Here is a 23,064-nt window from a genome sequence, read left to right as displayed (position 1 = left end):
CGCATTAAATTCTTGACGAGAGCTATTTTATGCGAAACAGTACAGATGTTCAACACTGTCGGCCGGCGGCATCGACCGCCTCCACAAGGAGAGGAAACCGCAATGAAACTTTATATGCACGCCGCGGCCTGCTCGCTTTCGCCGCACATCATCTGCCGGGAGCTGGGGCTCGATATCGAACTCGTCCAGGTCGACCGGCAGACCCACAGGGCGAGCACCGGCGAGGATTATCTCGCGATCAACGGCAACGGCTATGTGCCGGCGCTGATGCTCGACGATGGCAAGGTGCTGACCGAGGGGCCGGCGATCGTGCAGTTCCTCGCCGACAGCGTGCCCGAAGGGGCAGCCCTGTTGCCTGAGGTCGGCAACATCCGCCGCAACGAGGTGCAATCCTATCTCAACTTCATCACCGCCGAGCTGCACAAGCCGATGGTGCTGCTCTTCAATCCGATTTATTCCAGCGTTCATGGGGAGATCCGCGCGCTGATCTCGAAGCGGCTCGCCTGGCTGAACAGCCGTCTTGCCGGACCCTATCTCACCGGCGATACGTTTACGGTGGCGGATGCCTATCTCTTCGTCTGCCTGAACTGGTCGCCCTGGACCGACATCGATCTCAAGCAATGGCCGGCGCTGCACGGCTTCATGGCCCGTGTTGCGGCACGGCCGAAGGTGCGCGAGGCGCTGCAAGCCGAAGACCTCGAAGCCTTCGATGCCGACGGCGTCTATTTCGCGCCGCATGCCTATCTCGCTTCGGCCGGGCGGACGGGCTCGCCGGTGCAGCCTTGAACACGGCGCCAACCGGATGCGGGTAGCAAGCGGTGGGATTGCCGAGGCGCTCGGCTCTGTGAAGGCCAATTGACGATTTTCCACGCGCCGGCGATTATCCGCCGGCGCTTGATGATCCTTCCCGAACTTGCCGGATTATCGAAAGGCTGCGCCGACTGCATCTTGCCTCCCGTGAAAGCCGAAGAGCCGGCTGCCCAACAACAGGAGATGACAATGAGCAAGACGATGAAAGCCTACAGGGTCCATGCCTTTGGCCCGCCGCAGGCAATTGTAGCTGAAGAGATCGAACGACCCGTGCCCGGTGAAGGCGAAGTGCTGGTAAAGGTGAAGGCATCAGGTGTCGGTCCATGGGACGGCTGGATTCGCTCCGGCCACAGCGCCCTGCCCCAGCCGCTGCCGCTGACGCTCGGTTCCGACCTTTCCGGCATCGTCGAAGCCGTCGGGCCCGACGTGAAGCACGTGGCGCCAGGCGATGCGGTTTATGGCGTCACCAATCCGCGTTTCATCGGTGCCTATGCCGAGTATGCGATTGCCGCGGCCGGCATGATCGCCCGCAAGCCGGCAACGATCGGCGACATCGAAGCGGCATCGATCCCGGTGATTGCGGTGACGGCGCGCCAGGCGCTGTTCGACCATGCGAAGCTTGAATCCGGGCAGACCGTGCTGATCCACGGCGCAGCCGGCAATGTCGGCGCCTATGCCGTGCAGTTCGCCCGCAAGGCTGGTCTTACCGTCATAGCGACGGCGAGCGGCAGCGACATCGAGATGGTGCGCAACCTCGGCGCCGACACGGTGGTCGATTTCCGCAGCCAGCGTTTCGAGGAGGTGGCGGATGAGGTCGATGCCGTCATCGATCTCGTCGGCGGTGAAACACAGACACGCTCCTTTACGGTGCTGAAGCGTGGCGGCCGGCTGGTTTCGGCTGTCTCGCAGCCGGACCAGGAGCTGGCCAAGGCGCATGGCGTCGAGGCCTTCTTCTTCCTTGTCGAGGTGACGACAGCGCAGCTTGTCGAGATCGCGGCGATGGTGGATGCCGGCGCGCTCGTTACCCAGGTCGGCACCGTGCTGCCGCTTTCCGAAGCGATTGCCGCGCATGAGATGCTGGAGGGAACCCGGCCTCATGCCAAGGGCAAGATCGTTCTCACCGTTGCCGCATGAAAGAACGAGGAAAGGCCGGGCATCGTCCCGGTCTTTCCGCATTATCCGGCAATCAGTGCTTGTCGGGCACCGTCAGGTCCTTGTCCTTGGTGTCGACGATGAACACGGCAAGCAGGCTTGCCGGCTCGGTCCTGCTGGCGTTTTCGCTGACGGCATGCGCCGAACCCGGCATTTCGAAGAAATTCTCCCCTGTCTTGTAGATCTTCTCCGGTTCGTCGCCGACCTTGCTGCGGATTGATCCGGTGAGGATCTGCGCGTAGACGAAAGCCGATTTCGCATGGTGGTGGGCRACCGACTTGCCGCCTGGCGCATAAGCGACGATGAAGGCGACAAGGCTCTTGCCGGGGCTGTTCGGCAATTCATGGCGAAAGACCGGCGTCACCTTCTCGCCGTCGTCGGCATGGCCGATACCGAAACTTGCGGCGGCAAGAGAGGCCGCGACAAGAATGATCGTTGCAGATCGCCTCATGACTCTCTCCTTGAAAGGTGGCGCCGGCATGGCTCAACGCCAGTAATTGTTGGCAGCGGCGACCGTCTGGTAATTGATGGCGATAACCTGCGAGGCGGCGATCAGGCTGTCGGCATCGTCCTCGTAGATCACCCGTAGCTTCTTGCGGATTTCATCAGAGGGCTGGGTCATCTTGACGCCCATACGCGAAAGCTTGATCGCGAGTTCGAAACCCGCCTGCGGTGTCTCGGTGATAAGGCTTGGCAGCCATGGATCGCTCATCGTCGTTCTCAATGCGTCGGAAAGGAACGATCGCATTAGAGCCGGCGTGATGAATTTCCTCTTTGCCGATAGGCGCATGGATTGGACGTTTGGGACGAATTCAGCCGCGCTGCACACGCTCTCTTGTCTGAATCGGACACTTTTTTGCAGGTCGGGAGACGTGTCGCGAGCGGCGCGATTGCGGTTCGCGGCAGTCGTTCTATAGTGCGCGCGAGGTCCGGCTACGCCCCCTTTGCCGCGGCCCGTGCAAGGAGAGCGACCATGTCGGAGACCGGCGCCTACGGCCGGCAATTGGCTTCGCGGTTCAATCTGGAGGAGGTCCCGACCATCGTTTCGCGGGCCATCCGGAAAGCCAACCTTGCCGTCACCGAGATCCATTCCGAAGCAGACAGACGCGAGTTGTCGAAACCCGTCCCCTACGAGGATGCCTTTCTCATCACACTGCTGATGCGGGACTTTCCCAATCACCAGTGCTGGGAGGACGACCGGCCGGCCGCGGCCCGCAATCTTGCGGCCGGCGACATCATCTTCTACGACCTCAAGCGCCAGCCCTATGTGCTGACCGACGGGCCGCATCACTCCGTGCATTTCTACCTGCCGCGCCCGGTGCTGGACCAGGTGGCTGATGATGCCGAAGCGTTGAGGATCGGCGACCTCGCCTATAGGGCCGGCGCACCCGTTTCCGACGAAACGATGAAGCATATGATCCTTGCCATGCGTCATGCCTTTTCGCGGCCGGAGCAGATCGGCAGGCTCTTCGTCGACCAGATGGCGCTCGCCATGGCGACGCATGTGGCGGAAAATTATGGCGGCCTCAGACCCGAATGCCGGCCGATCCGCGGCGGACTGGCGCCCTGGCAGGAACGACGCGCCAAGGAGCTGCTCTCCTCAGGCATCGGCGGCAGCCTGTCGATCAGCGAGCTTGCACGCGAATGCAGCCTGTCGCAGCGGCATTTCTGCCGCGCCTTCCGGCACTCGACCGGGCTTTCACCGCATGCATGGCTGCAGAAGAACCGTATCGAAAAGGCAAAGTCGCTTCTTTGTCTGAAGGGATCGACACTGACGGAGATCGCCCTTGCCTGCGGCTTTGCCGATCAGAGCCATTTCACCCGCGTCTTCACGCAGCTTGCCGGCGTTAGTCCCGGCGCATGGCGACGAGCTGCCTGTTCGTCGGTCACGTGACCGCCGCCGTAGGGCCAAAGCACTGACCTGGATTTGACTTCAGAGCGCGCTGACAGCCACCGGCAAAGCGCGCTTGTGAGTGGTCGCCCGATAGGCGGCGAGGATGCGGCGGCGGGCAATCTCGCCGACCGGCTTGCCTTCGAGGAAATCGTCGATCTCGTCATAGCTGACACCGTAGGCCTCCTCGTCGGGACGCAGCGGGCGCTGGTCCTCGAGATCGGCGGTCGGCACCTTGAACACCAGGTCGTCCGGGGCGCCGAGCCGTTTTGCCAGCAGGCGGACGCGGCGCTTGTTAAGGCCGGCGAGCGGCAGAATATCGGCGGCGCCATCGCCGAACTTGGTGAAGAAACCCATGACCGCTTCGGCCGCATGATCGGTGCCGATGACGAGGCTGCCAAGCGCTCCGGCAAGGGCGAATTGGGCGATCATCCGCTGGCGCGCCTTGATATTGCCGAGGATGAAATCCTGCCGGCCGGCATCGGCAAAGGCGAGGCCACCGTCCTGCGCGGCGGCAAGCATCGCATCCGCCGGCGCCTTGATATTGACCACCATCGAGCGGTCGGCGCCGATCGTTTCCAGCGCCCTTCCCGCATCCGCCTCATCCGCCTGGACACCGTAGGGAAGGCGCACGGCAATGAATTCGGCCGCATGGCCGCTGTCACGCAGCTCGCGCACCGCCTTTTGAGCCAACAGCGCCGCCGTCAGCGAATCGACGCCGCCGCTGATGCCGAGGACGTAGCCGCGCATGCCCGAGGCGACGAGATAATCCTTGAGGAAAGCAGTTCGCCGTTCGATCTCCCGCTCAGGGTCGATATCGGCGGCAACACCCAGTTCGCGGATGATCTCGCCTTGTTCGTCGAACAGCACCGTCATAAGCCTCTTCCTCCCCGCTTACGGAATTTCGGCGCCACTATGGCGAAAAGATGAGGGAAGACGAAACCGTTCCGGGCAGACCTGCCATGCATTTTATGCAAGTGGGCGTCGGGGGCTTAGGAATGAACTGCCTGACCTCACAGCAATAAAGCTGCCCCTCACCCTAACCCTCTCCCCGTTCTGACGGGGAGAGGGGACGTGCCTCAAGCAACGGTGGAAGGCAGTAGAGACGTTGCGGCATATCCCTTCTCCCCGCTGGCGGGCAGAAGGTGCCGGCAGGCGGATGAGGGCGGACCGGAGATCTGGATTCTGCCAGCTGGGTGGGCTTGCCCCTACCGCATGATCGTGAACAGCTCCACCGGATCGGCAAAACCCTTCAGCCTGTGCGCGCCGACCGACACCACATCCCCTGCCCCGGCCTCGTCGCGAAACGGCGCCGACATCAGCAAGGCTTCTCCCAGTTCGCTGCAGGCGGTCTGGATGCGGCTGACCAGGTTGACGTCGCCGCCGATCAGGGTGAAGTCGAGGCGGCGGCCGGAGCCGACATTGCCATAGCTGACCTCGCCGTAATGCAGGGCGATGCCGGCCTTCACGCCGATGCCCTCATATTGGAAATGGTCGATCTCCTCGAGGATGGCGCGGGCCGATGCCAGGGCCGCGCCGCAGGAATGGGCAGCGTCATAGCCCGGGAAGAAGGCGAGCACGGCGTCGCCCATGAACTTCAGCACCTCGCCGCCCTGGCGGGTGATGGCCGGCACGATCCTGTCGAAATAGGCATTGAGCAGACCGAGCATGGTGCTGCCAGGCAGCCGGTTCGACAGCTCGGTAAAACCGCGCAGATCGCAGAGCAGCAGGGCCGCCTCTATCGATTCGATCTCGTCGCGGCGGATGCGGCCGGCCAGGATGCGGCTTGCCGTCAGCGGGCCGATATAGGTATCGAGCAGGCTGAGCTCGACCTGACGAAGGATGCGCAACTCGCTGGTGTTGCGCAGCGCCGGCAGGATACGCTCGATCACCTGACGCTCGGGGGCGGTGAAACCGCCCGGCCGCCGCGTGCCGAAGACGGCGGCGCTGACCGGACCGTCGACATTGCAGAGCGGCGCGATGACGAGCTGCATCAGGCCGCGATCGGCGAAGACATCGATATGCTGCCAGCGGCCATGCACGCTTTCGCCGGTATCGACGACCAGCGGCTCCCGAGTTTCCATGACCTTGCGCAGCGGCGTATTTGATATGGCGACCCGGGCGCCGTGTTCGCGGTCGTGGATCTCGACCGGCTCGCCCGGCGCCCAGGCGATGGTGCGGCCGATGAACTCGGGATGCAGGGTCATCAGATGCAGGGTCAGACGGTCGACCGGCAGGCCGAGCGCCTGAAGCCGGCGGCCAAGCCCGGAAACCAGGCCTGCTTCGTCGAGCGCGTGGCATTCGTCGCCGGAGAGCCATTCGATGATGGAGAGCAGTGCGCCGACACTGACGGCATGGCCGGCTGCCTTGGGCTGGAGTCTGTCGGTATCCGGGGCATAGATCGCAGTTGTCATGGCTTTCTCCTCCTTAAGGGAGGCGGGGCACTAGTGAGCGCCGCCGCCGGAGAGTTGACCGGGTTTTCTGAGAAGCAGGCTTGCAAGCAGGGCGACGACCAGGGCGACGCCGAGCAGGAAGAAGGTGTCGCTGAAGGCCATGATATTGGCCTGCTTGCGTATTTTGAGCGCGATGGCGACGACGGCCTTGTGGCTGGCGAGCGCCTGATCGCTGACACCGTGGCTCATGAAGTAGGCGGTGAGCCTGGCAATGCGATCGCGGGTGGCTTCCTCGAAGACCGAGACCGAGTTGGTCAGGATATTCGAGTGGAACTGTTCGCGCTTCGACAGGAAGGTCTGCAGCGAAGCGATGCCGACGGCGCCGCCGAGATTGCGCATCATGTTGAAGAGTGCCGAAGCCGAACCGGCATTCTCCTGCTCGATGCCTGCGGTGGCGATCGCCGAGAGGGGCGTGAAGACGAGCGCCTGGCCGATGGCGCGGACGATGTTCGGCCAGAACAGCTGGTCGCTCGCATAATCGCCGGTCATGTGCACGTTCATGAAGTTCGAAGCGGCGAAGAGGGCAAAGCCGACGACGATCAGCAGGCGCACATCGRAACGCTTCATCAGCTGCGGCACCAGCGGGATCAGCAGCAGCTGCGGGATGCCGGTCCAGGCGAGAACCATGCCGATCTGCTCGGAATTATAGCCCTGGATGCGGGTCAGATAGATCGGCAGCACGAAGACAGAGCCATAAAGCGCAATGCCGAGCAGGAAATTGGCGACGATGCCGAAGCCGAAGTTGCGGCGCACCAGCAGGCGAAGGTTCAAGAGCGGCTGGGCGGTCTTTAGCTCGATGATCAGGAACAGCGTCAGCGAGACGGCGGCGATGACAGACAATCGGACAATGAAATCGGAGCCGAACCAGTCTTCCTTGTTGCCCTCTTCCAGCACGGTCTGCAGGGCCGCCAGGCCGATCGCCATGGTGATGATGCCCGGCCAGTCACCCTTGGCGAGCAGCTTCAGGTTCATCGGCGCGCGGTCGAGCGAGACCCAGAGCAGGCCGACCATCAGCGCGCCGGGCACCAGGTTGACGTAGAAGATATATTCCCAGCCCCAGTTCTCGGTAAGGTAACCGCCGATCGTCGGGCCGATCGCCGGCGCGAAGGTGGCGGACAGGGCAAAGAGGGCCAGGCCGATCGGCTGCTTGGCCTTGGGCAGCAGCGTGATGATGATGGTGAAGGCCATCGGGATCAACACGCCGCCGGAAAAGCCCTGAATGGCGCGCAGGATAATCATCTGCTGCAGATTGGCCGCGAAGGCGCAGGCAACGGAAAAGATCAGAAAGAGGATGGCGTTGACAAGCAGGTAGTTGCGGAGCGAAAAGACGCGCGCCAGCCAGGCGCTGAGCGGAATGACGACGATCTCGGCGATCAGATAGGAGGTCGAAATCCAGCCACCGTCATCCGTGCCGGCGCCGATCGCGCCCTGGATATCAGCAAGCGAGGCGTTGACGATCTGGATGTTGAGGACGGCCATGAAGGCGCCTAGCGTCGAGCCGACAACGGCTGCCCACATGCGCAGCGGGCTCATGACGGCAGGTGCCGCGGGCGCTGCGGCGGCGGGGCGCGCCAGCGAATTGCCGTTTGCGGCGATCTGAAGAGTGGCCATGGCTTATCTCCTTCCAGCTCTCGCGGGAAACTTTCTCATGACGGGGTTCGGGTGATCATTCGGGGAATGATCGGGATCATTCGGGAATGATCGGGATAATTGGGAGCAGAAGGGAAGGATCATCCAGCGTGGCTGGATAATCCCTCCTCGACTGTTCCAGGGGCTTGGGCAGCCTTGGTCTCGGCAGCTTGGCTCTGGGCAGCCTTGGTATCGATTTCCGGCTCGACCGACATGCCCGAGCGCAACAGGCCGCTCAGCGCCTCGTCGTCGATGACGATCTTGACCGGGATGCGCTGGACAATCTTGGTGAAATTGCCGGTGGCATTGTCCGGGGGCAGCAGCGAGAATTCCAACCCGCTTGCCGGCGAAACGCTGTCGACATGACCCTTGATCGAGATATCGGGAAAGCTGTCGACCTTGATCTCGACCGACTGGCCGGGGCTGATATAGGTCAGCTGCGTTTCCTTGAAATTGGCGACGACATAGACCGCATGTAGCGGCACGACCGCCATCAGTTGCGTGCCCGAGGTGACATACTGGCCGACCCGGATAGACCGGGCGCCGACCGTGCCGTCGACGGCGGCGACGATATCGGTATAGGAGAGATTGAGCTCTGCCTGGTGGGCGGCGGCGGCCGCACGGTCACGCTGGGCAACCGTCTGTTCGCGCTCAGTCTGCAGCACCGGCACCTTATTCTGAGCGGTGACGAGGGCTGCCCGATCGCGCTCGACGGCGGCAGCGGCCTGTTCACGGGCCGACTGGGTCTGTTCGGCACGAGACTGGGTGCCGGCGCCGTTGGTGATCAGGCGGGCCGAGCGGGCGGCATCGGATACGGCAAAATCCAGCGATGCCTGCGAGGCATCGACCGTCGCCCTCGCCTGCTCGATCACCGATTGCTGCAGGGAGATCTGGGCGTCGATATTGGTGATGGCGGCTTCGGCCGCCTTCACATCGGCCTTGGCCTGCGACAGCGCTGCCTGGAAGTCGCGGTCGTCGATGCGGGCGAGAACCTGGCCGGCCTTGACCGCATCATTGTCGTTGACCAGCACTTGGCTGATATAGCCGGCGACCTTCGGGGCGACGGTGGTGTAATCGGCCTTTACATAGGCGTCGTCGGTGGATTCGATGAAGCGGCCGACCGTCCAATAGCGGTAGCCGAAATCGCCGGCGAAAGCGACGCCGGCAAGCAGTACGGCGGCGATGACGGCGCGCTTGACGATCCGACGGCCGGTCTTTTTGGGAGTTTCCGCAACCGGGGCTTCGGTGACCGGCGCTTCGGCAGCCGGCACAGGAGCCGCCTCGGCGGAAGGCGCCCTGGCGGCTTCCTCGGCCAGGATCTGCTCGGCCTGCTTCGCACTTTCGAAAACTTGCCTGTGGGGTAACTCGACCATCGTCCTTCTCCTTCACTCCTAGCCTCCTCTGTGAGAGGCCATGTTCGATGCGAAGGAAAATGCACCCTGACATTTATTTTGATAATCTGCTTAAATCGGGAAGGATCATCAACTCTCAGCGGATAATCCGAGGGCAATATGGATCGACTGACAAGTCTCACAGTCTTTGGCCGCGTGGTCGAATGCGGCGGTTTCTCCGCCGCCGCGCGCCGGCTCAACATGTCCGTCACAATGGTCGGCAACCACGTGCAATCGCTGGAGGACCGGCTCGGCGTGCGGCTGCTTAACCGCACGACGCGCAAGGTCAGCCTGACGGAAACCGGCAAATATTATTATGAGCGTTCGTCGCAGATCCTGGCCGAACTCGATGAGGCGGACCGGACGGCGGGCGCGCTGAGCACGACGCCGCGCGGCACGCTGAAGGTCTATACCAGCAGCGCCATCGTGCGTTTCCTGCTGCCTGTCGTCAGCGAATTTATGGAGCTCTATCCGTCGATCGCACTCGATTTCAGCGTCGGCGAGCGGATGGTCGACATGATCGAGGATGGATACGACCTGGTGATGCGCACGGTACCACCGCCGGATTCATCGCTCGTCGCCCGCAAGCTGACGCCGTGGCGCCATATGCTCGTCTGCTCGCCGGCCTATTTCGAGAGCCATCCGATGCCGAAGGTCCCGGCCGAGGTCGCCGATCACAATTGCCTGCAATATGCCTATTACCCCTATGGCGACGAATGGCGCTTCGAGGATGCCGAGGGCAACAAGGAGAGCGTCAAGATCAGCGGCAACGTCGTTTCCAACAGCGCCGAGATGCTGCGCTTCCTGACGCTGACCGGGCGCGGCATTTTCCTGGCGCCGAGTTTCGTCGTGTTCGACGACATCGCCGAAGGGCGGCTGGTGAAGATCATGCCGGACTACCGGCCGGTGGAATTCAATATCAACGCCGTCTATCCCAACCGMAGCCATCTGCCGACGAAGGTGAGGCTGTTCATCGACCTCTTGGCGGAGAGATTTGCGGAGCATCGGAAGTGGATGACATGAGCGAGGCAAACCTCGGTGCAACAGGCTGCCCTTCGCGCAATAGAGCTGTCAGGCATAGCCGCAACCATTATCGGCATTGAAGCTGTGAACCGGGCGGCGCGCCGTCAGACTGAATGCAGAAACGAGGGACAAGACCATGGTTGATTTGAAGAAGCATCTCGACGATCTGCGCAGGAAATTCGCAGATAGCGCCGAATTTTTCGATCCGCGATTCCGTCGGGTGGCTGAGAAGATTTTCAGGGGCGGCACGCGCGCGGCCCCCTATTCCGGCGTCTCGACCTTTGCGAGCCTACCCTACAAGGAGGTGAACTTCGCCGCTCCCGATTTTGGTGATCTGCAAGTCGCCGTCGTCGGCATCCCGATGGATCTCGGCGTCAGCAACCGGCCGGGATCAAGGTTCGGACCGCGGGCCGTACGCGGCATCGAGCGGATCGGACCCTATCACCACGTTCTGGATTGCGCCCCGGCCTATGACCTGCGTGCAGCCGATATCGGCGATGTGCCGTTTGCGAGCCGATATCGCCTGGAGCAATGCCATGAGAATATCGAGGCGGCCATCACGAAGATCGTCGCGGCGGGCGTCATCCCAGTCTCGGTCGGCGGTGATCACTCCATCACGCATCCAATCCTGAAAGCGGTCGGGGCGCGGGAGCCGGTCGGCCTTATCCATATCGACGCGCATTGCGATACCGGCGGTCCTTTCGACCAGAGCAAGTTCCACCATGGCGGCCCCATGCGCAACGCCGTGCTGGACGGCGTTCTCGATCCGACCCGCACCGTGCAGATCGGCATCCGAGGTCCCTCCGAATATCTCTGGGAATTCTCCTATGAATCCGGGATGACCGTCATTCATGCCGAGGAGATTTCCGGCATGGGCATTCCAGCCATCATCGAAAAAGCCCGACGCATTGTCGGCGACGGTCCGACCTATCTGTCCTTCGATATCGACAGCCTGGACCCGGCCTTTGCCCCCGGCACCGGAACACCCGAGCCCGGCGGTCTCACCACCCGGGAAGCACTCGAGCTGCTCCGGGGTCTCAAGGGGATCAATTTCGTCGGTGGTGACGTGGTCGAAGTCGCGCCGCAATATGACAGCACCACCAACACCGCCCAGGCGGGGGCTCAGGTTCTCTTCGAAATTCTAAGCCTGCTGGTGTTCAGTCCATCAGCTCAGGGCCGCTGACATCCGCGCCGGCGCTTGCACTTGCTGCGCGCCGGCCCTGCGCTTGCGCTCCGGGCGTTCGCCACTGCAATCGATTCACTGGATCGATTGCTCCCGCTTTGCGGGATCGTGGCTCACTCTTCACTCTCGCTTCTGCCGAAGGCCCAGTCCATGTAGAGTTCCAGCGCCTTGCGGGTGACTGGGCCTTCCTGGAGGTCGCGGCCGTCGAGACGGATGACGCCGACGACTTTGGAATAGTTGCCGGTGGTGAAGATCTCGTCGGCTTGCATGAAATCCTCCACGGAGAGCGTTGCTTCATGCACGTCGAAACCGGCCTTGCGCAGCAGGCCGATGACGCGGGAACGCGTAATGCCGGCGAGGAAGGTGCGGTTGGCGGCCGGTGTCAACACCACGCCGTCCCTGACCATGAAGACGTTCGAAGAGGCGGTCTCGACGACGTTGCCGTTCAGGTCGCGCACCAGTGCATTGTCAAAACCGCGGCTGCGCGCTTCGGCGATCATGCGGCCGCTGTTTGGATAGAGCGAGCCGGTCTTCGCCTCGGTCATCGCCGTTTCCGGCGACGGGCGGCGATAGGGCGAGACGGTGAGGCTGGTGCCGCCATGGCCGCCCATCGGCGCCTCGAACAGGCAGAGCGCGAAGCGGGTCGAGTCCCCATCGACGGAGACGACGCTGCCCGGCGAACCATGTTCGCCCCAATACATCGGCTTGATGTAGATCGGTGTCGCGCCATCGAATTTTGCGACGCCTTCCCAGGCAAGTGCCACAATCTCCTCGGCTGTTTTCACCGGCTTCAGGCCCATGGCGAGCGCCGAGCGGTTGATGCGCTGGCAGTGCAGGTCAAGATCCGGCGCGATGCCGTCGAACCAGCGAGCACCGTCGAAGACCGTGGAGCCGAGCCACATGGCATGCGAGGTCGGCCCGATCAGCGGCGGATTGCCGGGGAGCCATTCCCCGTCGACATGTGTCCAGGTGGTTGAACGGGGTGTTGTATCGACGGCCATGATGGTTTCCTCCTGAAGCCGGAGAAGGAAAAGCCGCCACGGCTAGCCGGGTCAAGGACAAATCGGGGCAGGAAACGCGGAAGCAAGAAAATGCCGGAAGCGGGTGCGAAGCCGCAATATTCGTGCGCAGTCACACGGGCCTCAGCGATGGGTGCATCAGCAAAAATGATGGAATGGAAGGTTGGAATGGCTACTTGTCGCATGCGATGATGGGTGGAACCGCCGCTTAAGAGCGTCGCATCGACTTTTATCCATGCCACGCTCTTAAGCTCTTTTTTATGCATGTCATTATCCCGGAACCGCTGCACACTTCCGGGCGACATGCATTCGGCAGCAAGGGAAGACGCCGATGAAAGCCATGTTTTACGAAGCCTTCGAACAGGCGCCCGAAATCCGCACCGTTGCCGATCCGACAGCGACAGAGGACGGTGTCATCATATCCGTTGGGGCCAGCGGGCTCTGCCGCAGCGACTGGCACGGCTGGATGGGGCACGACCCGGATATCCGGCTGCCGCATGTGCCGGGACATGAGCTTGCCGGGAGGATCGTCGCCACCGGCCGCGGTGTCATGCGTTTCAAGGTGGGCGACCGGGTGACTGTGCCCTTCGTTTCCGGCTGCGGCCATTGCGGAGAGTGCCATTCCGGCAACCAGCAGGTCTGCCCGAACMAGTTCCAGCCGGGCTTCACCCATTGGGGGTCGTTTGCCGAATATGTGGCGATCGATTATGCCGACACCAATCTGGTGCACCTGCCCGATACGATCGACGATGCGACGGCGGCAAGCCTCGGCTGCCGCTTCGCCACCTCGTTTCGCGCCGTCGCCGACCAGGCGCGCACCAGGCCCGGCGAATGGATCGCCGTGCATGGCTGCGGCGGTGTCGGGCTGTCGGCGATCATGATCGCCACGGCGCTCGGAGCGAATGCGATCGGCATAGACATTTCCGAGGAGAAACTTGCCTTTGCGCGGGAGTGCGGGGCGGTGGCGACGGTCAATGCATCCGGCGTCGCCGACGTGGCGGAGGCGGTGCGCGAAATCACCAAGGGCGGCGCGCATGTCTCGATCGACGCGCTCGGCCATCCCGTCACCTGCTTCAACTCGATAAAGAACCTGCGCCGGCGCGGGCGGCATGTTCAGGTGGGGTTGATGCTCGGCGAGCATGCGGCGCCGCAAATCCCGATGGCACAGGTGATCGGCCACGAGCTGGAAATCTACGGCAGCCACGGCATGCAGGCCTGGCGATACGACGCCATGCTGTCGATGCTTTCGGCCGGAAAGATCGCGCCGCAGAAGCTGATCGGACGCCGCATCAGCCTCGAGGAGGCTGTGCCGGCGCTGATGGCGCTCGACAAGGCTGAGGCCACGGGGATCAGCGTGATTACCCGGTTTTCATGAGCGAGTTCCGCCCTCCCCTCCTGTGACGAACACAGGTGAGCGAGCAAGCGGGTTTCGTCTGATATGTCTTGCTCCTACTGAGAAGAAGGGAACCAAGGCGCTACCACGAATCTCTTCTCCCCAGCGGGGAAGGTGCCGGCAGGCGGTTGAGGGGGTGAGTGGCGAAGCCGCGAATGCACGGAGCGGAAGCGAAGGGCAATCAATGACGTAGTGCCGTGTGGCCCCCTCATCCGACCCTTCGGGCCACCGACCGGGGTCGAGCCGCGGGTCTCGACCCGTCCTCCGGACCCCCGCTGGGGAGAAGAGGGAGCCAGCCAAAATGCCCAGACAACAGCCTTATTCAGCCAGACCGATCGAGGCAAGAAAAGCCGATGAAGCCGGGATCTTCGATTTGTCCTTAATCTCGATGATGAGGCGCGGGTTGCTYTCGAGCTTGGCAAGGGCTGCGAAGACGGCATGCCAGCGGATCGTGCCTTCGCCGAGGCTCCAGTGGCGGTCGGCATATCCGTCGGCATCCTGCAAGTGGACATGCTGCAGGCGATTGCCGGCGGCCTTGACGTAATAATCGACCGGCGGCGCACCGGTATAGCCATGGGCATAATGGGCGTGGCCGGTATCGATCGAGACGGCGACGGCAGGCGATTGGAAGCTCTCGGCAAGCGCCACGCGAATATGCGGATCCTTGTCCTCGATGTTCTCGATGACCATGGTGCAGCCGATATCCTCGGCGCGCCGGACGGCGTCGCGCAGGGTCATGTGCGTGCGCTCGACCAGAGCTTCGCGGGCGCCGGCATTGTCGTCGAGATTGTTGTAGGACCAGGACGTATAAGGGCTGTGGATGATCATATGGGTCGCGCCGATGGCGGCGCACACATCGAGGCCCTGCAGCAGGCGCCGGGTGACGATGGCGCGGATATCCGGATCTTCCGAGGCGACGGTGAAGCCCCAGAACGGGCCGTGAATGCCGAGGCGGCCGCCATGACCGTCGAGAATACGCCTGGCGCGGGCGGCAAGCGGCGCCCAGTCGCCGTTCAGAACCTCGGCATCGACGAAGCTCTGCAATTCGAGATCGCGGGACTTTTCGAAGAGCCAATCACGGTGAAGTTCGACTTCATCGAGCGTCATGGCTGCGCCGACGACGGGAAGAGAGGACATGGATGCGCTCCATCAATGTGAATGATCAATGTGAATGCCGGGACTGCGTGGAAGGACGGCCCCAGGGAGGCCAAGAACGGCCGCCGCGTTCTATGCGCCCCTTCTGTGTCGGCGGTATTACAGGTGCCGAGCCTTTCGAACTCTCCGGCCTCAGTCATTTCCGCATAGCTGATGCGGCATTGGCGGACCTTGCGGAAACGCCCCGAAGTACCGATATCGGCCCCGACAGTCTCGTGACGCAGTGGCGCGCGAGCGGCGCTGAACCCCTGGCAACGGAGCCGTTTGTTCAGCGCTTCGGCTGATATAGCGCGCTTCTTTGAAAGCGCTCGGCGATGTTACCCCCAACAACAGGGCGGGTTGTCAAAGGCGTCGCAAAGGTCTAACGGCTGCGCCCGCAAGAAAAAGCCCTGTAAGAAAAAGAAAGAGACATGATGTCCAACTCATTTGTGAAAATGCCTGCGAGMGACGAGGCAAAGCGGTTTTTCGTCCTCGCTGACCGGGTCGAGCGGCGGCTTAGAATCAGCGGAACCTGGCTCAATATCTTCGACGTCACCGTGCCATCAGGCAGCCGGACGCCGAAACATGCGCATGCGAGCCCCGAAGTGTTCCGCATCCTCGAGGGAAAGCTGACGATCTGGCGCCTGAGCGACAGCGGCCCCGAAGAGATCGAGGCCAGCGCCGGCGACATCGTCACCATCCCGCCCTTCATGGTGCACGGCTATTCCAACCGCGGAACCGTCCCCGTGGTCTTTTCCGCGGTCGTCGATCGGGACATGGCCGAGTTCATCGAAGCGGAAGGCGCAACCGAGCCACCGAAGGCCAGCCCTTCGGCGGACACCATCGCCCGCATGACGGCGGCCGCCAATGCCTACGGGATCACCATTCTCGCGGCCTAGCGGCCGCATCTGGTGGCGTCATTCCGCGGCCATGCTCTCCTCGCCCGGGGAGCTTGGCCGGAGAGCTGCAACTGCGAAGGAAGCGAGTTCATGAGCTGACAGCTCACTGTGGTTCACAGGCAGGGCGCCCATAATTCTGGGGTCCCATAAGGAGATGACTGAGGCGCAAAAGCAGGCAGCGGCCGTGACAACATTCCTCGGAGCGAACTCTTCAGTCGCGATGCCGGTAGCAACGAGCTCCCCCACATACGCTTGAAGTCGCGTCAGGTGGTCTCTGAATGATGGCCAATTGCCTTCTGCGGCGAGAACAATGAGGTCGAACATCTGGCTGTCGCCGTGATGTGCTCGCAGCATCAAGCGGTGTTGTCCGAGCGCGGTTTCTTTCAGGCGGCTCGCCGCACTGGTGAGCTCGCCGCCAGCAGACGGGGTGAAGCAGAGGTCAGTTTCGAAGAAATTCCCGGCAATGGCATCCCAAATCGCGGCCTTGGAGGGGAAGATTTTGTACACACTGGCCGGCGACTTCCCCAGCAGTCGAGCGATATCGACGACGTTTGTTTTCGAGAGCCCGTACAGCCGGCACGCTGCCGTGCCGGCTTCGATGATCGAGGACAAATAGCCAGTCTGCGGCTGGTTTTTTACAGTCGTGCCAATTTCCATTTGCCAATCCTATCTAGTCCGCATGCTGGGCGGGTCTCAGATAGCGTCTGATCGAGGCGGTTGACGATCAGTACGCAATCTGGCCATCCACCATCTTTCCCCCATTCGAGGAGAGCTCTCGCTTCAGGATTTCTCGCGCCTCCGGGCTGATGACCGCGACTGGAGCCGCAACGGCTACGCGCGCTGCCGAGCCGGCGAAATTGGCCGCTGTCATCCCGATCTGATCGGCAACGCTCGCCTTTCCGCCCTCGAGGCTCTGCCCTGCCAGCCGCCGCCCGAGCAGGCGCACGATCTCAGGACTGTCTGCGAAGGCATTGTGGCCGAGCGGATCGTTCGTCGCGATGGCGCTCGTGTCGATAACGGAAACGCCGAGTTCGTCGAGAAGAGGCGCATAAGGTCTGAGATCGGAGCCGCCGACGCGGCTGACGCCACCCGATAGCCAGCTCGACATCTCCAGCGCCTTGTCGCGTGTCGATGTCAAAATCACAAAGTGCGGCCGCTTCGGCCCCATCTCAGTGAACTGGCGACGGAAAACGTCGATGTCGATGTCCGGCGATGCGAGGACGACGTTCTTCACCTTCGTCGGGATTGATTTCTCGCGCATGGCGACGCCGCGTAACGCCTCGGCCGCAAGCCAGCCGCCCATGGAATGGGCGAGGATCGTCACATCGGAGACGTCGGGACTTTTGACAGCCTGGAGGATCAGATCCTCCAGAGCGCGACGCGAATAGTTGGCGCTCTCCTTGTCGTAGAGGTAATCGAAGACACGGCCCCTTGATGGCCAGGTGAACAGGATCGGTGCGGCGTCGGTACCCGAGTCATGGACGATCTGCGCGAAGCGGAAGACAGCATCGGCGTAGGTGTTGTTGAAGCCATGCACGAAAATGATGACCTGATGCTTCGTGTTTCGATTCTTCCGGTACCAGTCGAACGCCTGGCCCTCGGATTGCACCTTGGCAACCTGCGTGACCGCAAACTCCTTTTGCGGGTTGGGCGGCATGCGGGACGGCCACTGCACCTCCCCGATCTTGCGGTCCCGATCGGGCGGGATGGATACGTCGACGCTGTTAAGGGAAATCGCCGTCCCGCGGTCGCCGGTAAAGAGTTTGCCGGGATCCTCCGAAGGCTTGCGCGTCGTGGCGACGAGCATGGTGACCCGGCTCGTGCCGGCCGGGGCTACGGCGAGAGGCTGCAGGACATCCTGCACCCGGTTGGCGCAACCCGATGCAACAAGAGACAGGGCCACAAGGACCGGGACGGCGCGGCCCAAGCGGGCAGCGATTGCCTTGACGAATCCAAATCCAAAGCCGGTGAGACCCTGGGCAATGTGTCCAGGGAGTGAGAGCGGTGTGCTCATCTCAGTTCTGCTCGACTTCGCGAGGAATCCGGAACCAGGCGACGTAGAGCGCCGGTAGGAAGAGAAGTGTCAGCGCCGTTCCGACGACGATCCCACCCATCATCGCGTAGGCCATCGGACCCCAGAAAATCTCATGCGAGATCGGGATCAGGGCCAGCGTCGCCGCCGCGGCAGTGAGCATGATCGGTCGCATGCGGTGTTCGGTCGCCTCCACCACCGCCTTCCATGCCGACATTCCCTCTGCACGCAGCTCCTCGATCTGCACGATCAGGATCACGGAGTTGCGGATGAGGATTCCGACCAGCGCGAGCACGCCCAGGAGTGCGACGAACCCGAGCGGCGAGTTGCTGGCGAGCAGCGCCACGACGACGCCGATGAGCGCCAGCGGAGCCACCGAGAAGACCAGGAACAGCCTGTGGAAGCTCTGAAGCTGGATCATCAAGAGCGTCGCCATGATGACGAACATAGCCGGCGCCACCTTCGCAATCGGGCCTTGCGACTTGGCGCTTTCCTCGACCGCGCCCCCGATCTTGACCGAATACCCGGCCGGTAGTGTCTTTTCAAATGCCGAAACCTTGTCGGAGAGCGCCTTCACGACGGTCGCCGGCTGCGTCGCATCGCCGATTCCGGCCTTGATCGTGATGGTCGGAATTCTGTCGCGCCGCCAGATTGTCGGCTGTTCGAGCTCGTAGTGAAAGGTTGCGACCGATGACAGCGGCACGGATTGACCGCTGCTGCTCTGCAGTTGCAGGTCAAGCAGGGTGTCGATCGAGCCGCGCTCCTTTTCCGCGGCACGCCCGATGACGTCGACGAGATAGATGTCGTCGCGGACCTGCGTCACGGCATTCCCCTGTACGACGGTGTTGAGCGCCATCGCGATGTCCTGGGACGAGACGCCAAGCTGCCGGGCCTTGTCCTGCAGTACGTCTATCTTCACGACGCGGGCCGGTTCGTTCCAATTGAAGGCAAGGTTCCTGAGAGATGGATGGGCGCCGACGATCGAGCCCAGCTTCTGTGCCAGCTCGCGCACCGTCTGCAGATTTTCGCCGGACACGCGGTATTGGATCGGCTTGCCAACCGGAGGGCCGATGTCCAGAAGCTTCACGTAAGCGTCCGTTCCCGGAAACGACTTCCGAAGGTAGGTTTCCATCTGCTGCTTCAGCTTGTCCCTGACATCGAGTCCTTTGGTGACAATGACCGTCTGGCCGAAGGAAACGTCGGCCGGCTGCACGTCGAAGGAAAGAACGAAGCGCGGCGCACCCCTCCCGACATATGTCGACCAATGCTCGACGCCAGGATTGCCGGCCAGCATCTCACGCTCGAACTGGCCCATCTGGCGGCTCGTTTCGGCGATGGAGCTGTTCTGTGGCAGGTTCCAGTCGACGATCAGTTCCGGGCGATCGGAGCTCGGGAAGAACTGTTGCTGCACCATCGACAGGCCGGCGATCGATCCCGCGAAGAGAAGGACCGTTGCGACGATCGTCATCCAGCGCCAGCGCAGACAGAATTGCAGAAGGCTGGAAAAAACTTTGGCAAACCGACCCTTGTGCTCGGCGTGCTTCTTCATCGCCTTCGGTAGAACGGTCACGCCGATCAGCGGCGTGAACACGACGGCGACCACCCACGACACGACGAGTGAAACCGCGATGACGACGAACAGGGTGAAGGTGAACTCGCCCGCGTTGCTCTTGTTGAAAGCGACGGGGATGAAGCCCGCGACCGTAACCAGAGTGCCGGTCAACATGGGAAACGCAGTCGATGTGTAGACGTAGGTGGCGGCCCTCGTGAGATTGTCGCCCGCTTCCAGCCGTGCAACCATCATCTCGACGGCGATCATGGCGTCGTCGACGAGGAGGCCGAGCGCGATGATCAGCGCTCCAAGCGAGATGCGCTGCAGCGATATGCCGGTGTAGAACATGACCATGAACGTGATGGCGAGAACGAGCGGGATTGCGATTGCCACCACCAGGCCGGCCCTCATCCCCAGACTGATGAAGCTGATTGCGAGCACGATTGCGACCGCCTCGAACAGGGCTTTCGTGAAGCCGCCGACTGCCTCTTCAACCACTTTCGGCTGATCCGAGACCTGTTCGACGGCGACACCGACCGGCAGATCCTGAATGATCCGGGTCATCGTCTTTTCGAGCGCTTCGCCGAAGGCGAGCACATTGCCGCCGGTCTTCATGCCGATCGCCAGTCCAATCGCCGGCTTTCCATTGAAGCGGAAGAGCGACGTCGGCGGGTCGACGTAACCACGGGTGATCGTTGCGACGTCGGTCAGCGGGAAGAACCGGTCGTTTACCCGAAGGTTGATCCCGCGCAAGGTGTCTTCGGAAATAAAGCGCCCGCCGACCCGCAAAGCGACCCGCTCCGGCCCCGTTTCGACAAAGCCGGACTGGGTGACTGCGTTCTGCGCCTGGAGCGTGGCAATGATGGCGGAACGGTCGATGCCGAGGGCGGCGATCTTGCGGGTGGAGAACTCGAGGTAGATCACCTCGTCCTGTGCGCCGACGATGTCGACCTTGCCGACGTCGGGGATGTTGAGGATCTGCGTTCGGGCACCCTCTGCGAAATCGCGCAGTTCTCTCTGGCTGAGGTCATCTGCCGTGAAGGCAAAGATATTGCCATAGACGTCGCCGAACTGGTCATCGAAGAAGGGTCCGACCACGCCTTGGGGGAATTCGTGCTTGATGTCGTCAATCAAGTTGCGGACGCGCGACCAGGTGGGCTTTACGTCCCGCGCGTTCGTATCCGGCAGCAAATCGACGAAGACGATCGTTTGACCGGCAGTCGTAATGCTGCGGGTATGTTCCAGTTTGTCGAGTTCCTGGAGCTTCTTTTCGATGCGGTCGGTAACCTGCTGCGTCACCTCCTGGGCAGAAGCGCCCGGCCACTGAGCCTGGATCACCATCGTCTTGATCGTAAAGGACGGATCCTCCTCGCGGCCGAGTCCGAGATAGGCAAAGGCGCCCGCCACCGCGAACATGATCATGAAGTACCAGACAAGAGAACGATGCTCGAGCGCCCAGTCAGAAAGGTTGAATTTATTCACGGGCGTGGCTCCTGTCCGAGTTGCACTTTCTGTCCATCGGTGAGTTCATCGATTCCGGCTATGACGATCTCTTCCCCTTCCCGCAGCCCCGCTTGAACCAGGACAGAACGGGGGGCGGACGCCGGACCTTCCAGTTCAACCGTTCTCGGAGCGACAGTGGCCGTCGAGCGATCTACCACCCATACCTGGCTGGTCCCGCCTTCATGGCGGATGGCGGAGAGCGGCAGCATGATCGCCTGCTTCCCTTCTCCGACAACAAGCGGCGTCGCAGTGACCACGGCGCCAAGGCGGAAGATGTCCGGCGCCTGATCGATCCCGATCTTCAGCCGATAAGTGCGGGTATTGGGATCGGCCTGCGGTGCGATCTCGCGGACCACCCCAGTCGCCTGGATCCTGCTGTCGAGCTGGAGGGCGACATTGAAGCGGTCGTCCAGGCGAACGCGACTGAACTGCGCTTCCGGCACGTCGACGACCACGTCGCGCTGCTCGAGGCGTGCCAGTTTCAAGACCGGTTGGCCGGCCGAGACGGTCTGACCCATTTCCGCGGACGTGGCGGTCACGACGCCATCGAACTCGGCCCTCAGTTCGGCGTAGCCTAGCTGCTCATGCGCCTTCGCAAGGCTGGCCGTCGCTTTCGCAGCATTGGCGGTAGCCGACTTGAGCTGCTGCTCGGCAAGATCGTGATCGGCAACGCTCGCTGCATTGCTTTGGACGAGCCTTCGCTTACGCGTTTCCGTCGTCGCCGCGTTCTCCAACTGCGCCTGGGCGTTGCGCAGTTCGGCTTCCGCGCTCCTGACCGCGAGCTGCAGAGTGAGAGGATCGATTTCCGCCAGGACATCGCCTTTGTGCACCAAGTCGCCGACATCGACCTTGCGAGAGACCATTCGCCCGAGCGTCCGAAACGCCAGGTCAGTCTCGATGCGGGCTCGCACCACGCCGGGCGAGCTTACCGCTTTGTCCTGTTCGGCCGCAGCCATGACAACTTTGACGTCTTGTGCAGCGACGCCGCCGGTGACGACGAAATCGCTCTGGCGGTACCGGTCGACCGAAATCTTCCGGAGCGAAACGGTTTGGTTTTGAGTGTTGACGAGCCACACGGCTGGTTCGCCTTCGGCTGATGCGATTGCGGTATAGGGCAGCACGATGCCGTCGCGCGGCGAGGCGCGCAGCTTGCCCACGACAGGCGTTCCGAGCGGCCATGGCGCGCCGTCCTGGAGCCCCACCTTGATCCGGATCGTGCCTGCCTTCGCGTCTATGACGGGCGAGACCTCGCGTATGCTGGCATGGACGTCGCGCGAGGGGTCGGAGACCGGTGCGACCTCGACGTCGTTCCGCGGCCGGCCATCCAGAAAGAATGCCTCGAAGACGTCGAACACCGCATCCCGCGGTCCGTCATGGGCGAGCGTGAAGGCCGACTGAGCTGCTGATACCACCTGCCCGGCTTCGATGCCGCGCGCCGTGATGATGCCGTCTGCAGCCGCTTTCAACTCGGTGTAGGACAGCGCGTCCTCGCTCGTCGCGAGCGCGGCCTCGGCCGCCTCGAGGGAAGCCCGCGCACTCAGCAACTCCTTCTGTGCATCGTCAAAGACCGCCCGCGGAACGGCCTGCGACTGCAGGAGCGACTTGGCTCGATCGAAGGCGAGTGTCTTCTGCGCAACGATGGCCTGCGCCGACTCCAGCGCGGCGCGGGCGACGCTGACATCCGCCTGTTGTTCCGTGTCGTTGAGGCGGGCAAGGACGTCGCCGGCGTGGACATGCGATCCGACGTCGACCCTTCTCTCAAGAACCCGGCCGCTGACGCGAAAGGAGAGGTCGGTCTGAACCCTAGCCTTCACCTCGCCGGTGATTTCCGCACCCGGCTGATACTGAGCCTCGGCGGCCGCGACGACGCGGACCTGCTGCGGCGGCGGCGCAACTTCGGCTTTTTCTTCGCAAGCAGCCAGAACTGCGCAGGCGAGACCAATTCCCAGCAATCGAAAGGACTGCATTTTTTGCTCCGGTACGGTTTGCGACCAAAAGGA

At 62.5% G+C, this 23,064-nt stretch carries 19 protein-coding genes; 7 read left to right on the top strand and 12 right to left on the bottom strand.

The features are described 5' to 3' along the window. Window positions 1-102 precede the first annotated feature (102 nt). Together gstA and AC1ECN_RS32450 are read left to right on the top strand one after the other, a co-directional pair. A complete protein-coding gene (gene gstA / locus AC1ECN_RS32455; RefSeq protein WP_130672249.1) occupies window positions 103-786 on the top strand; it encodes a glutathione transferase GstA in 684 nt (227 codons plus the stop codon). Between the two features lie 207 nt (window positions 787-993). Further along, window positions 994-1,944 (top strand): NADP-dependent oxidoreductase, encoded by a 951-nt coding sequence (locus AC1ECN_RS32450; RefSeq protein WP_245484741.1) that lies wholly within the window; start codon window positions 994-996, stop codon window positions 1,942-1,944. Between the two features lie 52 nt (window positions 1,945-1,996). Here AC1ECN_RS32450 and AC1ECN_RS32445 read toward each other — a convergent pair whose 3' ends face one another. Then, window positions 1,997-2,413: a cupin domain-containing protein gene (locus tag AC1ECN_RS32445; protein WP_130661234.1), complete on the bottom strand. Its 417-nt coding sequence runs from the start codon at window positions 2,411-2,413 to the stop codon at window positions 1,997-1,999. 33 nt (window positions 2,414-2,446) lie between these two features. Further along, the gene (locus AC1ECN_RS32440) at window positions 2,447-2,674 is read right to left on the bottom strand and encodes a hexameric tyrosine-coordinated heme protein (RefSeq protein ID WP_130661233.1); all 228 of its coding nucleotides are present in this window, start codon (window positions 2,672-2,674) and stop codon (window positions 2,447-2,449) included. A gap of 261 nt (window positions 2,675-2,935) precedes the next feature. Between AC1ECN_RS32440 and AC1ECN_RS32435 the strand changes: the two genes are divergently transcribed. Next, complete coding sequence (locus AC1ECN_RS32435; RefSeq protein WP_130661232.1) at window positions 2,936-3,856, top strand: helix-turn-helix domain-containing protein; 921 nt, start codon at window positions 2,936-2,938, stop codon at window positions 3,854-3,856. A gap of 39 nt (window positions 3,857-3,895) precedes the next feature. On the opposite strand, the gene nadE is transcribed toward AC1ECN_RS32435, so the two are convergent. The 4 genes from nadE to AC1ECN_RS32415 all read right to left on the bottom strand — a co-directional run bounded on the left by nadE (window position 3,896) and on the right by AC1ECN_RS32415 (window position 9,308). Next, window positions 3,896-4,729 carry an ammonia-dependent NAD(+) synthetase gene (gene nadE, locus AC1ECN_RS32430; protein ID WP_130661231.1) on the bottom strand — a complete coding sequence of 278 codons (834 nt, stop codon included), beginning with the start codon at window positions 4,727-4,729 and terminating at the stop codon, window positions 3,896-3,898. A gap of 332 nt (window positions 4,730-5,061) precedes the next feature. Next, window positions 5,062-6,267, bottom strand: a complete 1,206-nt coding sequence (locus AC1ECN_RS32425) for an adenylate/guanylate cyclase domain-containing protein (RefSeq protein ID WP_130661230.1) — start codon at window positions 6,265-6,267, stop codon at window positions 5,062-5,064. 30 nt (window positions 6,268-6,297) lie between these two features. Further along, window positions 6,298-7,917, bottom strand: coding sequence for an MDR family MFS transporter (locus tag AC1ECN_RS32420; protein ID WP_477955264.1), 1,620 nt, complete (start codon window positions 7,915-7,917; stop codon window positions 6,298-6,300). Between the two features lie 119 nt (window positions 7,918-8,036). Next, a complete protein-coding gene (locus tag AC1ECN_RS32415; protein ID WP_130672247.1) occupies window positions 8,037-9,308 on the bottom strand; it encodes an HlyD family secretion protein in 1,272 nt (423 codons plus the stop codon). Between the two features lie 138 nt (window positions 9,309-9,446). Between AC1ECN_RS32415 and AC1ECN_RS32410 the strand changes: the two genes are divergently transcribed. Both AC1ECN_RS32410 and speB read left to right on the top strand, forming a co-directional pair. Then, entirely contained in the window at window positions 9,447-10,349 is a 903-nt protein-coding gene (locus AC1ECN_RS32410; RefSeq protein ID WP_018070873.1) for a LysR family transcriptional regulator, read from the top strand. 136 nt (window positions 10,350-10,485) lie between these two features. Further along, the gene (speB, locus tag AC1ECN_RS32405) at window positions 10,486-11,532 is read left to right on the top strand and encodes an agmatinase (protein WP_018070872.1); all 1,047 of its coding nucleotides are present in this window, start codon (window positions 10,486-10,488) and stop codon (window positions 11,530-11,532) included. Window positions 11,533-11,645: 113 nt separating this feature from the next. Here speB and AC1ECN_RS32400 read toward each other — a convergent pair whose 3' ends face one another. After that, window positions 11,646-12,533: a branched-chain amino acid aminotransferase gene (locus AC1ECN_RS32400; RefSeq protein WP_130654998.1), complete on the bottom strand. Its 888-nt coding sequence runs from the start codon at window positions 12,531-12,533 to the stop codon at window positions 11,646-11,648. A gap of 349 nt (window positions 12,534-12,882) precedes the next feature. Here AC1ECN_RS32400 and AC1ECN_RS32395 point away from each other — a divergent pair, with 349 nt between their 5' ends. Then, window positions 12,883-13,926, top strand: coding sequence for a zinc-dependent alcohol dehydrogenase family protein (locus AC1ECN_RS32395; RefSeq protein ID WP_477955261.1), 1,044 nt, complete (start codon window positions 12,883-12,885; stop codon window positions 13,924-13,926). A 336-nt stretch (window positions 13,927-14,262) separates the two neighbouring features. Here AC1ECN_RS32395 and AC1ECN_RS32390 read toward each other — a convergent pair whose 3' ends face one another. Continuing rightward, window positions 14,263-15,081, bottom strand: a complete 819-nt coding sequence (locus AC1ECN_RS32390) for a sugar phosphate isomerase/epimerase family protein (RefSeq protein ID WP_477955259.1) — start codon at window positions 15,079-15,081, stop codon at window positions 14,263-14,265. A 428-nt stretch (window positions 15,082-15,509) separates the two neighbouring features. Between AC1ECN_RS32390 and AC1ECN_RS32385 the strand changes: the two genes are divergently transcribed. Then, window positions 15,510-15,977: a cupin domain-containing protein gene (locus tag AC1ECN_RS32385; protein ID WP_477955257.1), complete on the top strand. Its 468-nt coding sequence runs from the start codon at window positions 15,510-15,512 to the stop codon at window positions 15,975-15,977. A gap of 18 nt (window positions 15,978-15,995) precedes the next feature. Here AC1ECN_RS32385 and AC1ECN_RS32380 read toward each other — a convergent pair whose 3' ends face one another. The 4 genes from AC1ECN_RS32380 to AC1ECN_RS32365 form a co-directional block, all read right to left on the bottom strand. Further along, window positions 15,996-16,634 (bottom strand): TetR family transcriptional regulator, encoded by a 639-nt coding sequence (locus AC1ECN_RS32380; RefSeq protein ID WP_130672243.1) that lies wholly within the window; start codon window positions 16,632-16,634, stop codon window positions 15,996-15,998. A 67-nt stretch (window positions 16,635-16,701) separates the two neighbouring features. Further along, a complete protein-coding gene (locus tag AC1ECN_RS32375; protein WP_130672242.1) occupies window positions 16,702-17,991 on the bottom strand; it encodes an alpha/beta hydrolase in 1,290 nt (429 codons plus the stop codon). Between the two features lies 1 nt (window position 17,992). Continuing rightward, entirely contained in the window at window positions 17,993-21,043 is a 3,051-nt protein-coding gene (locus tag AC1ECN_RS32370; protein ID WP_130672241.1) for an efflux RND transporter permease subunit, read from the bottom strand. Next, on the bottom strand, window positions 21,040-23,031 hold the full coding sequence (locus AC1ECN_RS32365; RefSeq protein WP_477955254.1) for an efflux RND transporter periplasmic adaptor subunit: 1,992 nt from the start codon (window positions 23,029-23,031) through the stop codon (window positions 21,040-21,042). Before AC1ECN_RS32365 ends, AC1ECN_RS32370 begins: the two co-directional genes overlap by 4 nt. Window positions 23,032-23,064 lie beyond the last annotated feature (33 nt).

This window comes from Rhizobium sp. 01N447_2 (genome assembly GCF_056399245.1).
Note: the sequence above shows the minus strand (reverse complement) of the source record. Positions and strands in the feature narration are given on the sequence as shown.